Annotated in this window: 10 protein-coding genes; 3 read left to right on the forward strand and 7 right to left on the reverse strand. The window is 65.1% G+C overall.

The annotated features are described in order from the left end of the window. Window positions 1-4: 4 nt before the first annotated feature. Window positions 5-2,740: a TonB-dependent receptor gene (locus tag VN934_04515; protein ID HXM18052.1), complete on the reverse strand. Its 2,736-nt coding sequence runs from the start codon at window positions 2,738-2,740 to the stop codon at window positions 5-7. Then, complete coding sequence (gene murQ / locus VN934_04520; GenBank protein HXM18053.1) at window positions 2,737-3,648, reverse strand: N-acetylmuramic acid 6-phosphate etherase; 912 nt, start codon at window positions 3,646-3,648, stop codon at window positions 2,737-2,739. The genes VN934_04515 and murQ overlap by 4 nt, the downstream gene beginning before the upstream one ends. Before the next feature lie 99 nt (window positions 3,649-3,747). On the opposite strand from murQ, the gene VN934_04525 reads away from it, so the two are divergent. Next, entirely contained in the window at window positions 3,748-4,707 is a 960-nt protein-coding gene (locus VN934_04525) for an NHL repeat-containing protein (GenBank protein HXM18054.1), read from the forward strand. Between the two features lie 55 nt (window positions 4,708-4,762). Here VN934_04525 and VN934_04530 read toward each other — a convergent pair whose 3' ends face one another. The 5 genes from VN934_04530 to VN934_04550 form a co-directional block, all read right to left on the reverse strand. Further along, complete coding sequence (locus tag VN934_04530; GenBank protein ID HXM18055.1) at window positions 4,763-5,413, reverse strand: hypothetical protein; 651 nt, start codon at window positions 5,411-5,413, stop codon at window positions 4,763-4,765. 104 nt (window positions 5,414-5,517) lie between these two features. Further along, window positions 5,518-6,420 carry a BadF/BadG/BcrA/BcrD ATPase family protein gene (locus VN934_04535; GenBank protein HXM18056.1) on the reverse strand — a complete coding sequence of 301 codons (903 nt, stop codon included), beginning with the start codon at window positions 6,418-6,420 and terminating at the stop codon, window positions 5,518-5,520. A 42-nt stretch (window positions 6,421-6,462) separates the two neighbouring features. Continuing rightward, the gene (locus VN934_04540; protein ID HXM18057.1) at window positions 6,463-7,659 is read right to left on the reverse strand and encodes an anhydro-N-acetylmuramic acid kinase; all 1,197 of its coding nucleotides are present in this window, start codon (window positions 7,657-7,659) and stop codon (window positions 6,463-6,465) included. Window positions 7,660-7,703: 44 nt separating this feature from the next. Then, on the reverse strand, window positions 7,704-8,792 hold the full coding sequence (locus VN934_04545) for a serine hydrolase domain-containing protein (GenBank protein HXM18058.1): 1,089 nt from the start codon (window positions 8,790-8,792) through the stop codon (window positions 7,704-7,706). Next, window positions 8,789-10,366, reverse strand: a complete 1,578-nt coding sequence (locus tag VN934_04550; protein ID HXM18059.1) for a glycoside hydrolase family 3 protein — start codon at window positions 10,364-10,366, stop codon at window positions 8,789-8,791. The genes VN934_04545 and VN934_04550 overlap by 4 nt, the downstream gene beginning before the upstream one ends. Window positions 10,367-10,408: 42 nt before the next feature. On the opposite strand from VN934_04550, the gene VN934_04555 reads away from it, so the two are divergent. Next, window positions 10,409-13,078, forward strand: a complete 2,670-nt coding sequence (locus tag VN934_04555) for a pitrilysin family protein (protein ID HXM18060.1) — start codon at window positions 10,409-10,411, stop codon at window positions 13,076-13,078. A 107-nt stretch (window positions 13,079-13,185) separates the two neighbouring features. After that, entirely contained in the window at window positions 13,186-15,405 is a 2,220-nt protein-coding gene (locus VN934_04560) for a DUF5916 domain-containing protein (protein HXM18061.1), read from the forward strand. Window positions 15,406-15,426: the final 21 nt, after the last annotated feature.

Raw genomic sequence — 15,426 nt, forward strand, 5'->3', positions numbered from 1 at the left:
CTTGTCAAGGATGCCCCTCCGCGCCAAAACCCCTATGCAAAATAAACCGGACTACGCGCGGCCCGATCACGTTTCCGTTCGTCAGCCCCAGCCTGCCGTTCGCCAGGGGCACAGGGACCCCGCCGTACTGGTCGATGGCCGTTCCGCCATACGCACCGCTCAAGTTATCCACAGATACCTGAAACGTCGTGGTCCGGTCGAGGGCGAACCGGGCCGTCGCATTCCAAACCGCGAAAGCGGGCCGGTTGAACGAGTTGTTCGGACCGTATAGCGTGACACCGATCGAGTAATAGTAGTTCGTCGTCCCGCGATAGCTCAACTCGCCGTATGCCTGCGAGTACGGAATGCCCTGATTCGTGAGCGAGTTGAACGTGCCGGGCACGCCCGGACTTCCGCTCGTCTGGTAGTTGGCGCCCTCGATGACCCCAAGGTTCGTCGTGAACGGTCCGGCCGACGAGGCGTACACGCCGGGCCCGACTCGAACCGGGTAGGCCTTGAGCAGCGCGCCTTGCAGGAGGTAGCCAAGCCCCGCATCCGGCACGCGCCGAAGCGCAAGTTCGAGCCCTTGGTAGCGCGCGTTGCCGAGATTGCCGTTGACGCTCGTGAACAACGGCAGCGTCAACGAGCACGGCGTATTGGGCGGCGACCCGAACGGCGCGACGCACGCGGTCCCATTGCCAAACGTCGACGTGATGAATTGGTTTTGCAGCGCCGTCGTGTACGCATCCCAGACGAATGCGTTGCGGCCATCGCCGTATTGGACGTCCGAGCCGACGTCGAACCCGAAGGCCGTTTCGGGCAGCAGCGAGCCGTTGTTGAGCGTCGACGTCGCGAAGAGGTTGCCGCGAGCGGCTTGCGGCGATGTGGTCGAGACATCGAGCAGGTTCAGAAAAGGCGGCGCCACCGCCGAGCCGAGCGAGACGCGCCACGCTACGTTTTGCGCGGGCCGCCATACCATGCCGAAGCGTCCGTCGTAGCGCGAACGTAGCGAACGCTGAAATGTCGCGCCCACGTCTTTGGTGAAGCGCGTGTCGTACCAGTCGAAATAGTTCGCCAGCGTGCCTCGAACCCGATCGCCCATCGGGAACTCGCCGCGGAGCAGCAGCGTCGTGAAGCGCTGGCTGGATCCGGCCGGGATCGAGACAAGGGTTTGCGCCCCGCTGACATCCGATGCGAACGAATCCGCTTGCGTGCGCTCGAGCGCCAGCGACAAGGACGTGGCGCCGGCTGGGTGATCGAGCTCGAGCGACGCGCCGCGCAGCAGGTCTTCTTTCGTCGAGCGCACGTAAGCTCCGGGAAAGGTGACATTCGCTTGCTGGCCGTTGAAGACGAGTTCTCCCGGCGCGTTCACCGTGCCGTAGAGCGCGAGGCTCGCGCTGGCCGGCGCGTTGGATTCGAGGGCGTTGTATTGCAATCTGTTGATGGACGCGGAGTACGCGCGCGCGAGGATGGTGTCGGTGCGCCACGTGCTACGGACTTCGGCCTGTAAGATCGGCTCGTTGTTCACTTCCCAACCGCCCTCGGGGAAGAACACGCTTTGGAACGTGGCCAGCGGGCCGCTGCGCACGAGGCCGATGTAGCCGGCTGTCGGGTCCGGCCTGAAATTCGTCTGCAGCTGCGCGAGGTTCTTGCCGTTCTGATCGGTCCATGTCTGGCTGCCGAAGTACGCCGCGGTTGCGACGGTCGCGCTTGATAATTTGTAGCGCAGTTTGAGGAGTTCGGTCTTGTCGTCGAACGTGGAGCTGACGCGAAGGCAGCAGGCGATGAGCGTGCTGTTGCCGGCCTGCGGGTTGTTCTGCACGCCGGGATTGACCGTGGCAAACGTCGTCGACCCGTTCTGCGGCTGTCCGTTGATGAGCGCAGTCGCAGGCAACGTGATGAAGCCGGCGGCGCGGTTCATCGGACCAGGCGAGCCATTCACCGCGTAGTCGAGAACGTATCCGAGCCGATCGCCGGGCAGCGTGCCGCTGGCGAGGAAATTGGAGAACTGGCCTCCGTAGCTGTCGTAGCCGAGGTCCAGCGCGCCGCTGCGCGCTTGCGTCGGGTCGCGGGTGCGAAAGTTGACGGTGCCTCCGATCGCGTAGTTGACCTCGGGTGCCGAAGCCCCCGGTCCCTTGACGATCTCGACGTCTTGCAGCACGAACGCGTTGATGAACGTCGTGTTATGCGCGCCGAAGCGGCCGACCGCGACCGGGTGGCCGTCGATCAAGGATGCGGTTTCATACGAGAGGCCGCCGCGCACATCGGGCGTGGTCAGCGCGCCCGGGCTGCCGCCGTTCGCGCTGGCAAGGGCATGCCCGGATACCACGCCCGGCGTCTGATCGAGAATGCGTGCGACCTGCAGTTGTCCTTGGTCGGCAAAAGTCTGCGGCGTGATGACGGCGATCGACGCGGGAGTCGTGTTGAATCCGCCGCGCCTTCCATAGATGACGGTGCTGCCGAGCACGCGCAGCGACGAAAGCGTGACGACCGGCATGATCAGCGCGATGCGCGTTGTGCCGCCCGCGGCGATCGCGATGCCGGTTTGCTCGGCGTCGACATAGCCGGGCTTGCTCGCGCGCGCCCGGTACAAGCCTTCCTTCACACGTTCGAAGACGAAGCTTCCGTGTTCGTCCGTCGTCGATGATTGTGGCGGTGACTTCAGTCCGGCAATGCTTATCCGCGCGGCCGGAATCGGGGCACCCGCGTCGTCAGTCACCGTGCCCGCGAGCACGCCGAACGCGATCAGCGCCGCGATCATTTCGGGGCAGCGAGCGCTTTGCGAAGCGAGCCGCCGGCCGCGGCGAGCCTGCTGCGCGCTTCTTCAACCCCGCAGTTGCTCGCGAGCATGACGCAGGCTTCCCTGACCCGCTGGCCGCTGGCTTCAAGCGCCGCAGTCACGCGTTCGTCCGGCGCTGAGGTCAATTGTTTGACGACCCGGCGAGCCCGCGCGCGAAGTTTTTCGTTCGAGGCGTCCACGTCGACCATGAGGTTGCCGTGCACCCGGCCGAGTTTGACCATCACCGCGGTGCTGATGGTGGTCAGCGCCATCTTCTGAGCCGACGCCGCCTTCATCCGCGTGGAGCCGGCGATGACCTCCGGTCCGGTGAGCAGCGCGATGGGGATCTCGACGTCGCGCAAGAGCTCGGTGCCCGGACTATTCGCGATGCCGATGGTGAGGGCGCCGGCGCTGCGGGCGGCGCGCATAGCGCCAAGCACGTACGGTGCGCCGCCGCTGGCCGAGAGCCCGATAGCCACGTCGTGCGCGTCGATCTTCGCCAAAGCGGCCTCGGCGGCTCCAGCCTGTTCATCGTCCTCTGCCGCTTCAACCGATGCCGTCATCGCGTGGGCGCCGCCGGCGATGTGCGCGCACACGAGGTCTTTCGGCGTCGAAAAAGTCGGTGGGATCTCGGCCGCGTCCATCACTGCGACGCGCCCGCTCGTTCCCGCTCCGAAGTAATGAAGGCGGCCGCCTTCGGACAGCCGCTTCGCGATGGCGTCGACCGCGGTCCCGATGACGTCGAGTTCGCGTTCCACGGCCCACACGCAGCGGCGATCCTCGTCGTTGATACGGTGCAGCAGCTCGTGCGTGTCGAGAAGGTCGAGATCGGCAGTCGAAGGATTCTGCTCTTCCGTGAGGGGCAGCGGCGCGGCCGGGCGATGCTTCACGCCGTCCATTTTGAATGAAATGGCGCTTGGCACCTTGGATGTTGCGGCGAGCGGCGGGATATCGTAGAATATTTGGACCGACTGATAAGGAGTATTTCGATGATGCGTGGGACCCTGCCGGCCATTCTTACCGCCCTTGCGACGGCTGCGCTGGTCGCAGGCTGCAACAGCAGCAGCTCGCCGGTGCCGCCGTCGTTCATCCCGTTTTCGACGATCTACGTGGCGAACAATACCGCCGTTACGAGCTACCCGCTTTCGGGAACCGGCAATATCCTTCCGAGCACCAACATAACCGGCGGCTCGACAACGTTTAACCACCCGTGGGGCATCAGCGTTGACGCGGCCGGCAATATTTTCGTCGCCGACGAAAATGCAAACGCCGTCGACAAATTCGCGGCAGGCGCCAACGGAAACGTCGCACCGATAGGAAGGATAACCGGTCTCAGCACGTCGCTCAACAACCCCCTCGGCGTCTGGGTCGACGGTGCCGGCAAGATCTACGTCGCCAATGAGCTCGAACCTGGTGTCCTGGTTTTCGCCGCAGGCGCCAATGGCAACGTCGCGCCCATTCAAAACATCACCGGCGCTGCGACGCAGATCGTCGATCCAACCGGCATCGTCGTCGACGCGGCCGGCAACATCTTCGTCGGCGATTGCACCTCCGGCGTCCTTGAATTTTCGGCCGGCGCCAACGGCAACGCCACGCCCGCCGCGCACATCGCCGGCGCGAGCACCATGCTTAGCTGCCCCGAGCAAATCGCGCTCGATGCCAGCGGCAAGTTGTATGTGGCCGAACGCAACAACAATAAGGTGCTTGTTTTTGCGGCGGGTGCCAACGGCAACGCCACGCCGGCGGCTCAAATCACCAACGCGACGACGGCTTTCGGAAGTGTGGCAGGTATCGCAGTCGATCAGTCAGGCAAGATCTACGTGAGCGACTTCACCCGCGCGAGCGTGATCGTCTTCGCGGCGGGCGCCAACGGCTCAACTGTTCCGATCCAAACGATCTCGGGAGGCAACACCGCTCTGTCCGGCAACGAGTATCTCGCGCTGCACTGAATGAAAAATATGCCGGACTAAAAGTCCGGCATACCACATACGAGTCTGCTTCGGGTTAGTGGAGCGGCGCCAGCTTGACGCTCGTCGCGCCGAGAGCTTGCGCCAGATCGTAGAACGCCTGGTTGCTGATGAGGTGGTACCAGAGATCGGCGGATTTGCCGAAGGCGGGATTCTTGTCGATGTCGTTCATGACCGCGACATGGATCTTGTGCGACACGGCTTTGTCGAGCAGGTACTCGATCTGAAATGCGCCGCCCTTATCCAGACCCGCCTTGACGAGAGCAACTGCGAGATCTTTGCCCTTGAGCGGAGCCGGTGCCGGCAGTTTGACGCCTGCGGCCGTCGCGATCTTGAGCGCATCGGTGACCGCGAAGTCGAACGTCTTGAGCCACTGCGTGACCTTGGCCTGACCGTATTGCTTGCTGAGCTTGGCGACTTCCTGACCCACCAGATCTTTGCCGACCATGTTGGTGAGCGCGGTGGCCGTCGAGTAGTTGGACGCGCCGCCGCCGGCAGCGACCAGCGCCGCGGTCACGTCGAGCGCCGGCGGACCACTGTACACGGGACCGCCGAAGCGCCCATGCATCGCGCCCATCGCCATGTAGTCTTTGCCGCTGTCTGACATCGAATCGGCGAGTGCGATGGCGCCGTTCGCGGCGATCGCCGCCGCGACGAGCGCAGCGGCAAGGGGATGAATCGATTTCATTGATGACTCCTGATTTTGAGAAGAGTGATTTTTTGGGAAAACCCGATAGCATTACGGCGCAAGTGCGCGGTCGGATGTATCAATCCAAAGAGCGGTGTCGTTCGTTATTCTTTGAGTCTCTCGAGCGCGATCAGCGCAGCGCCGATGGCTGCATCGATGGTCGGCCGAACGATCTCGCAGGGGCCGGTGCTCTCCACCGCGCGCTGCACCGCTTCGGCAAGTGCGGGCACAGCATCAAACGCGCCGCCGGCTAGGACGACCGGCAAAGGCGTGCCGTCTCTCACGGCGTTCGCTACGCGGCCAGCCATAGCGCCAAGGGCACCCGCCTGATGTTCGAGGACTTGCCGTGCGACCTGGTCGCCCGCTTCGCTCGCTTGCGCCACCAGCGGCGCGAGAGCCGCGACTTCCGCCGCGTCGCGGTTCGCGAACCCCATGACTTCCGCGAGGCTCGTCGCGCCGAGCGCGGCAAGAACGCTTTCGACGAGCGCACCCCGAGGCTCAAGGCCGTCGAGCGCGTGCGCCGCGCTGCGCAGCGCGCCCAGGCCGATCGCGTAACCGCTGCCTGCATCGCCGAGCGCCGCGCCATAGCCTCCGGCACGAATGGAGCTTCCGTCGGCGCGCTCTCCGTACGCGATGCTGCCGGTTCCGGCCGCGACGACCGCTGCCGGCCGCGCCTTGGTTCCGGCGCGCAGCCAGGCTTGTGCGTCGTGGCAGATCGTCACCTGGACGTCCGGCGCAAGGAGCACGCGCACGACTTGTTCCAGCGCCTCGGCGTCGGCGGGCCTGCCGCTCCCGGCAGCGGCGAGGCAGGCTGTACGCAACACGGCGCCGTGCGCGAGCGATTCGATCACCTGGCGTAGGTTTGCCGCCACCGCGAGCGGGTCGTTGACGCGGATGTTCGCGCCGCCGGCCGTCTCGCGCTTGAGGACCTGTCCGTCAGCCGACACCAGCACGCCGGTGGTCTTGCTTGCGCCGGCGTCGACGCCGATCGCGATGCCTTCTTTCATGATTTCTTTCTCCGAGCTTCGCTCGGAACGTTACATCCGGGGCTAAAGCCCCGGCACAACATTTTTTGGTTTAAGTGTCGCGTAGTTTTTGGCGGGGTAGATCGCGCCCAAGACCACACGCTTACGCGCTCCCGTGACCGCTGGGATATTCGCCGGCTCTATTCGCACCGTCGCGCGCGCCAGCAACGCGAATGCGATGGCCTCCTTCGCGTCGACGGGCAACCCGAACGCGTCGGAGTCGTCGACGGATACCGCGACGCCGTCTCGCGCCGCCAACGCTTGGACCAAGAAGCGGCGCAGCGTCGCGTTGTGCGCTCCTCCGCCGCTGATGATCACTCGAGAAAAGTCGTGCGGCACGGCTTTGGCGATCGTGACGGCGGTGAGTTTGGTCACGGTCGCCACGATGTCGGCCTCGGGGATGCTCCTTGAAGCTGCGCGCTCCCACACAACGCGGGCATAATCGCTGCCAAAATCCTCGCGTCCGCTCGATTTCGGCGGTGACAATGCGAAGAACGGATGCTGGAGCAACCACTCGAGCAATGCATCGGACACGCGCCCGCGACCGGCCAGCGCACCGTCGACGTCCATAGAGTCTTTCCCATGCGTCGCGAGCCGCACGCATTCGTCGATGAGCATGTTGCCCGGCCCGGTGTCGTATCCGCGGATCGCTTCGACACCGCATTTCGCCGGCAATAGCGTGACGTTGGCGATGCCGCCGACGTTGACCACCGCGCGAGACTCCGCGTCGTCACGCAGCAAGAGATGATCCACGTACGGCACGAGCGGCGCGCCCTGTCCGCCAGCGGCGATATCGGCAGCGCGAAAATCTCCGACGGTCGTGACGCCGGTGCGGGCGGCTATGATCGCCGGCGCGCCGATCTGCAACGTCGAGGGCTGCGGACCTCGACCGTCGTGGAACAAGGTGTGGCCGTGCGAGCCGATGAGCTGGACCGAGCGCGTGGCAAAGCCGGCGTGGTCGGCGAGCGCAAGCGCCGCCGAGGCGAACGCTTCGCCGACGGATGCGTGCAGCCGGCTCACCTCCGCCGTGCTGCCCGGCGCCGGCGGCATCGCGGCGCGCAATTGAGCGTGCAGCGCGGGCGCATAAGGCGTGGTGGCGAAAGCGACCAGCTTGAGATCGAGCCGTCCATCCCGTTCGTCGACGTCGATCGCCGCCGCGTCGATACCGTCGAGCGAGGTTCCCGACATCAATCCGATGATGCGCATGCTGGAGGAACTCACGGAGCTAAAGCTCCGTGGCTACGTGGGCGTGGGTACAAGGGCGTTCACGATGCGAGGCCGAGGTCGCGGATGACCGCGTCATGCACGGCGACGCGCAGCGCTCCTATGGGTTCCGGGTCGCGGCTCACGTGCACGCGGTTGGTGAACAGCGCGATCGTCAGCGCGCGCTCGGGATCGACAAACACCGAAGTCCCGGTGTAGCCCGTGTGGCCGAACGACGACTCCGAGAGCATCGGCCCGCACGGCCTGCCTTCGCCGGCTTTGAGCGCCCAGGCGAGTCCGCGGCGCTCGTCCCCGCTGCGGGCGTGTTCCTTGACCGCCGCCGCTGCCGTCGGCCGCATCAGCACCCGGCGCAGATCGCATGCGCCGCCTTGTCTGAACATCTCGGCGATCTCCGCGGCCGCGCTCGCCGTTCCGAACATTCCCGCGTGACCCGCGATGCCGTTCATGGACCAGCACGTTTCGTCGTGCACCTCGCCCCGCAGCAGGCGGCCGCGCCACGGATCGTTTTCCGTGCAGACCGTGCGCTCGATCAGCGCGCCCTGCGGTCGAAAGCCCAGCTCCGCGATGCCGAGCGGATCGACGACCAACGTTCGCACCGCATCCGCCAGCGGCATCTGCGCGAGCCGGGCGACGGCTTGCCCCACGAGAATGAATCCGCAATCGCTGTAGACCACGCGCTCGCCGGGTGCAGAGCGCAGCGGCATGGCGCAGATGCGCGCGATGATCGGCTCGGCGCCGACCTCGTCGCGGGCGTTGATGCTCGGCGGCAAGCCCGACGTGTGCGTGAGCAGATGACGGAACGTCACGGTCGAGCGCCGCGGATCGCGCCCAGTGAACTCGGGGATCGCGCGCACGATCGGATCGTCCAACGCGCCTTCGCGCCGGTCGATGAGCGCCAACAGCGCCGCGCCCACCACGACCTTGGTGAGCGAAGCGAGGTCGAAGATCGCGTCCGGCCGCGCCGCAGCGCCGCCGGGAAACAATTCGCCGAAAGCGATGTCGCACACGGTCTCGCCGCGATGGCGCACGTGCAGCGCCGCGCAGGTGTAAACGGTGCCCAACGCGTCGGCGATGGCCGCGACTGCGCGTGGAAGTCTCTCGGCGCCGTCGCTCACGACGGATCTCGTCACTGCCATTGCGACGTCACCGCCGCTTGTAATTGCGGCACGCGAACCGGCAGCTTACCGCTTGCGGTAAACGTTCCCATCAGCGTTTCCGCAGCGGCGACCAGCGCATCGTCGCCGTCTCCGTAGGTCGCGATGACCGCGATGCTCTGCGGCAGGACGCCGGCATCGTACGGCTCAAGCGCGGCGATCGCCACAATCGGCTTGCCGAACATGGCGAGATCCGCAACGGCTTGCACTTGCAGCGGATGTGCGGCAGCGCGCCGCGTGACGGCGATGAACATGCTCGCCGCGCCCGCCGCCATCAGCAATTGCTTGTACTCTTGTCCGGCAGGATCGAGCGAGCGTATCTGTTCTTGCACGCGCGCCGGACCGCGCGCGAGGGCAGCGCCAAGTACCGATGTGACGCGGCCGGTTGAACTTTTCGTTCCCGCTTCGGTAGGCATGAAGTTCACGATGAGGATGCGATCCGTGGCTGACGGCTTGAGCGGCAGCACCGCGTTCGGGTCGCGCACGAGCGTGATGGCGCGGCGCGCCGCGGCCGCTGCGAGGCGGCGATGCGCGCTGGATCCGATGCCGGTCGAATCAGCCGGAGGCGAAGACGCTGCCAGCTTCGTGCGCAGCGCGTCGACGCGCGCCAAGCTCTTCTCGACCAAACCCGGATCGAGCGTGCCGGCGCGCACTGCATCGCGCAGCGCCGCAGCCGCGCGAGCCGCGTTGTCCACGCGCTCGAACAGGACAAGATCGGCGCCGGCTGCGACCGCGCGCACCGAAGCATCGCCGGGCTCGTAGGTATCGGCGATCGCCTTCATATCCATCGCGTCCGTACAGATCACGCCGTCAAACCCAAGCTCTTCTCGCAAGAGCCCGGTGAGGATCGCTCGCGAGAGCGTGGCCGGAACGCCGGTCGGTTCGAGCGCGGGGAAAGCAACATGCGCGCTCATCAGGATGTCGACACCCGCCGCAATCGCCGCGCGAAAGGGCACCAGCTCACGCGCGCTCAGACGCGCCAGGGCATGCTCGACGACGGGCAGCGTCTTGTGCGAGTCGAGCGCGGTGTCGCCGTGGCCCGGAAAATGCTTAGCGGCAGCCGCGATGCCGGCGCTGTGCAGGCCGCGGATCGCCGCCGACACGTGACGCGCGACGCGTTGCGGATCATCCCCGAACGAGCGCAAGCCGATCACCGGATTGCTCGAGTTGGTGTTCAAGTCCGCTACCGGCGCGAGATCGAGGTTGATGCCAAGCGCCGCGAGTTCGGCGCCGATCAGAGCATAGATGTCGTGCGTCAGCGCTTCGTCATCGGCGGCGCCGAGCGCCATCGCCGACGGCGTGCCGGTGCCGATCGCCCTGAGTCGCGCTATCGGACCGCCCTCTTGATCGACGGCGATGAGCCGCGGCGGCCGGCTCGAACCGCGCAGCCTCGCCAAGAGACCTTGCGCCGCAGCGACGCTTTGCAGATCGCGTTCAAAAAGGATGGCTCCGGCCGTTTCGGCAATATCCGGCGGCGCGTTCGGGGCGGCGTCGGCCCCGGGGGAACCCACAAGCAGCAGGTCGCCAACGCGGTCTGCGAGTGCGTTCAATTGCACCGATTCCCGCTTCTTCGCTCTGTGAGGAGAATCTTCGTGAAGTCAGTTGCTCCAAGCTGCGTCGCGATCGCCGCCATTGCCATCTTGCTCGCCGGCGGCGCAGGACCATCCAGAGCAGCCTCTGACGTCACGCGCGCCACGCTGCCCAACGGTCTGCGCGTCGTCATCGTACGCGATGGCATCGCGCCGGTCGTCACCACCGAACTGACCTATCTGGCCGGCGCAGACGAGACGCCGCCCGGATTCCCGGGCATGGCGCACGCACAGGAGCACATGATGTTCCGGGGCTCCAACGGTCTGACGTCCACGCAGCTCTCGGCCATCTCGTCCTCGCTCGGCGGCGACTTCAACGCCGATACCGAGCAGACCGTCACGAACTACTACTTCACGATACCGGCTGAGGATCTGGAACTGGCGCTGCACATCGAAGCGATCCGCATGCGCGGCGTGCACGACGCGCAGTCGGAATGGAACGAAGAGCGGGGCGCGATCGAGCAAGAAGTGGCGATGGATCTTTCCAACACGCTCTATCGCTATTTCTCGACCGCGCAGGCGACCTTGTTCAAAGGCACGCCTTACGACCACGACGCGCTTGGAACCCGGCCGTCTTTTGACAAGACGACGGGTGCCATGCTCAAGAAATTCTACGATACGTGGTACTGGCCGAACAACGCCGTGCTCACCATCGCCGGCGACGTCGACCCTGCGCAAACGCTCGCCATCGTCAAAAGGCTGTTCGGCCCGATCCCGCGCCACACGGTTCCTTCACGGCCGCTCGTGAAGCTGCGGCCTCCTTTAGCCCAGACGTTGACGCTCGACAGCGACCAGCCGGTAGCCCTCACCTTGCTCACCTATCGGATGCCCGGCATCGAGAGCGCCGATCATGCCGCCGCGCAGATCCTCGGCTCAGTCCTCGCGAGCCAGCGCGGCGATCTTTATGCGCTGGGACCGCAGGGCAAGGCCCTCGCCGCCGGTTTCGCTCCATTCGCGCAATATCCCAAAGCGGGAGCGGGCATCGTCTACGCGGTGCTGGTGCCCGGCAGCGACACAAAAACTATGATCGGCACGCTCGAAAGCATCCTTGACAACTATAAGAAGAACGGCGTGCCCGCCGAGCTCGTGGATGCCGCCAAGCGCAGTGCCGTCGCCAACGCCGAGTTTCAGAAGAACTCGATCGAGGGCTTGGCAAACGCATGGGCTCATGCGGTCGCGGTTGAGGGCCATAACTCTCCCGACGACGACATCGAGGCGATCAAACGCGTCAGCGTCGCCGACGTCAACCGCGTGCTGCGCGCGTATTTCGACAAATCCAGCGCGGTCGTCGGCATCCTGAATCCGAAGCCCGCGGGCAAACCATCGACGGCTGCCGGTTTCGGCGGCGCCGAGTCGTTTGCGCCGAAGAACCCGGTGGAGGTGTCGCTTCCGGCATGGGCGCAAAGCGCGCTCGCCTCGGTGCAGGTGCCGAAGTCGACCCTTAATCCCACGTCGACGATCCTCCCCAACGGCTTGCGCTTGATCGTGCAGCGCGAGAGCGTGAGCCCGACCGTGAGCGTCTTCGGTGAGATCAAGAACAATTCCGATCTCGAGGCGCCGCCCGGCAAGGAGGGCGTGGACCAAGTGCTCGGCGGCATGTTCGAATACGGCACGACGACGCGCGACAGGCTCGCGTACCGCAAGGCCTTGGATGATATCGCCGCCGATGCGTCCGCCGGACCAAGCTTCTCTCTCACCGTGCTGTCGCCAAGCTTCGACCGGGGTATGGAGTTGATCGCCGACGGCGTGCTGCATCCGGCGATGCCCGACCAAGCCTTCGCGATCGTGCAAAAACAAACGGCCGGAACTGTCGCAGGCGAGCAGCAAAGCCCGGACTATCAGTCGCAGCAAGCGCTCGTCAAAGCGCTGTATCCCGCAGACGATCCGCAGCAGCGCTGGTCGACGCCGCAGTCCGTGTCCGCACTGAGCCTCGACGACGTCAAAGCCTATTACGCCAAGACGTTCAGGCCGGACCTCACGACCATCGTCGTCGTGGGGGACATCACGCCCGAGCAAGCACAAGCCTCGGTTCAAAAATGGTTCGGGGCTTGGAGTGCGACGGGCGCCAAGCCGCAGACGGACTACCCGGCGGCGGCCGACAACAAAGCCTCGGCGGCGCTTGTGCCGGCGACGGGGCGCGTGCAGGACATGGTCTCGCTCACGGAAACGACCGGCGTCACGCGCGGCGACGCGGACTACTATGCGCTGCAACTCGGCGCCAATGTGCTGGGCGGCGGCGGTTACGCGTCGCGCTTGACGCGAGACGTCCGCCAAAAGGCCGGCCTCGTGTACTTCGTCAGCCAGACCTTCGACATCGGCAAGACGCGCAGCATGGTGAACGTCGAATACGGCTGCGACCCGGGCAAAGTGTCTGCCGCGCGGGCGCTCATCGAGAAGAACCTCCACGACATGCAGACCTCGCTCGTGACGCCCGACGAATTGCTGCGGGCGAAAGCCGCGCTGATCAGGCGCTTGCCGTTGGGCGAATCGAGCGAAGGCACGATCGCGCGGGGGCTCTTGGGCCGATCCGTGCTCGACCTGCCGTTGGACGAGCCGGTGCGCGCCGCCAATCGCTACCTGACGACCACGGCGCCACAGATCCGCGACGCGTACGCCAAGTGGGTGCGCGTGAGCGATTTCGTCCAGATCGTGGTGGGCCCGCCGCCAGGCTAAGCGAGCCGGCCGCGGGGGCCTGAATTTCGGCTGAAAGGCCTAAGAAACTTTTCCGGTGGTCCGGCGTATATAGCTTTGTCGTCAGCACCGACCGGAGAAACCTCTTCATGCATCAGAAGCGATGGCTCTCGGCCTGCGTTGCAATTTTGGTTATTTTCGCCCTTGCTCCATCCCTAGCCCGGGCGACGGCAAGCAAAGATCAGAAATTCCCCGCCGTGCGCGCCCCGCACGCGATGCCGCTCGACGCGTCGCTCTCCGATCCGGCCTGGAAGACCGGCTTGGTCGCGAACGACTTCATCAATTTCACGGCCAAGGTGCCCCCGAAAATGGACACCGTCGCTTATCTCTTGTACGACGATCAGAATCTATACGTCGCGTTTCATTGCGAACAGGCCGGCACGCAAGTCGTCGCCACCCAGAGCACCGACAACCTAGGCTTTGGACTTGACGATTACGTGGCGGTCGGCTTCGACACGAGCGGCAACGGCACCCAAGTCTACGATTTCGAGGCGACGCCGCGCGGCGTGCGCTACCAGCACTCCACCGAGAACGTCAAGTACCAGCCGCCGTGGCAGGTCGCGGTGAGCAACGTGGGCACCGGTTGGAACGCCGTCATGGTGATCCCGCTCAAGAATCTGCGCGCGCAGTCGGCGAAGGAGCAGTCGTGGCGGATAAGTTTTCAGCGCCACCTCGCGTCCAGCAGCGAAGACTACTCGTGGGCCTACTCACGCCAGATGGGTTACATCGGGGACTCGACGTATTGGCCCACCTTGTCCGGGCTGCAGTTGTCCGGCGCGCTGACGCGGCCAAAACCGCGCGCGGAGTTCTACGGCCTTTCGAGCTCCGGCAGCGACCGCAATCGTTTTCCGCAGCTCAACGGCACTGCAGGGCCGGCGAGCGCGCGCCATGTCGGGCTGGACGCGACCTATCCTTTCACCAGCTCGCTGGCCTTTGTCGGCACGCTGAACCCGGATTTTTCCAACGTCGAGTCCGACCAGCAGGTCATCACGCCGCAGCAGTTCCAACGCGCGCTCACGGAGTACCGTCCCTTTTTCGCCCAGGGGCAGAACTTCCTGACGCCGACGATCCACTTGGGCATCAATTACCCGGCCAACGAGATCCTTTATACTCCCTCCTTCGGGTCATTTGGCCACGGTGAAAAAGTGGAGGGGACCGTCGGTCTGAACGCCGTGGGCGCGCTCGCCGTGAAAGGCCCCGGTTTCTCGGATCAGGCTTTCGGCATTAATCACATCACGGCGGACCACGCCGACCGGTATTTCGTCGCCGGCGTGATGGCGCATCACACGGGGGACGGCTCGAGCGTGATCCCGTGCCCGGTGTTGAATTCGGTGCAGTTGCCGTCGTGCCGCGACTCGGTGCTCACCGCCGGGTTTCGCATCTCCAGCCTCAAGACGGGGGCTGAGGCCGCGTTCGAGTACGGCGGCGAGTCCGGCGACTACGTGCCAAACTCGACGCAAGCGCGCAACTTCATCACGATCGAAAGCGTCAACCGCGCCAACTACGACGGGCATCTCGCGTATCGCGACGTCGGGCCGTACTACAGCCCGGTCGACGGATTCACGCTGATCAACGACATCCGCGGACCCGCAGTGACGATCAACGGGCAAGGCTCAGGCAGCCCCAATTCGGCGATCAAGCGCTACGACGGCGGCGTGAGCGCGGAGCGCTACGTCGATCGCAGCGGCGCTGCGCGTTTCGCTCAGGACGGCGGCTATTTCGATCTCGTGTTCAAGAATCTGCTCGACTTGAACGGTGCGCTATTCGACTCGGAGCAGCGTCAATACGACATCGGCTTTCCGGTGTACTCAAACGGTCAGACGTTCTCGTCGCACACGCAGGACTTGGCGCTCAACTATCGGGATGGCACGCCGAAGTCGGTGGACGGCTATTACCTCTGGGGTCCGAGCGCGGGCTTCCTCCCAAGCCGCGCCGGCCTCTCCTCATTCTATTTCCAGGAGTGGGGCGCCAGCAGCAGCTATCAGTTGGGCACGCGTTACAGCGTTGCAGGCAACTTCGTGATGGACCGTTTGCGCTGCTTTGACGCATCGTGCAACGGGCATACGTATCTGCGTCGCGTGAACATCGGCGAGACGTTCGGTCCCAACTCGAATATCTCGCTCGGCGTGCGCGGCATCTCCGGCACGCTGCTCTCCCCGTCGGCGACCAACTTCGTGGCCGCGTTCCATCGGAAGTTCGCGACCGGCAGCGAGCTGTTCGTGGATTACGGCGCGCCTTCGACGACGTATCAGCTCAATCGGCTTGTGGTCAAGTACGTCTTACATTTGGGCGGCGGTACGGGAACGTAAGATCCGGGGCTAAAGCCCCGG

The organism is Candidatus Tumulicola sp. (genome assembly GCA_035601835.1).
Lineage (GTDB): Bacteria > Vulcanimicrobiota > Vulcanimicrobiia > Eremiobacterales > Eremiobacteraceae > DATNNM01.

What these genes read in the sequence shown, in the direction of transcription:
- VN934_04515 (HXM18052.1), bottom strand. Translation starts at nt 2,740, where the DNA reads ATGATCGCGGCGCTGATCGCGTTCGGCGTGCTCGCGGGCACGGTGACT.
- VN934_04525 (HXM18054.1), top strand. Translation starts at nt 3,748, where the DNA reads ATGATGCGTGGGACCCTGCCGGCCATTCTTACCGCCCTTGCGACGGCT.
- VN934_04530 (HXM18055.1), bottom strand. Translation starts at nt 5,413, where the DNA reads ATGAAATCGATTCATCCCCTTGCCGCTGCGCTCGTCGCGGCGGCGATC.
- VN934_04535 (HXM18056.1), bottom strand. Translation starts at nt 6,420, where the DNA reads ATGAAAGAAGGCATCGCGATCGGCGTCGACGCCGGCGCAAGCAAGACC.
- VN934_04560 (HXM18061.1), top strand. Translation starts at nt 13,186, where the DNA reads ATGCATCAGAAGCGATGGCTCTCGGCCTGCGTTGCAATTTTGGTTATT.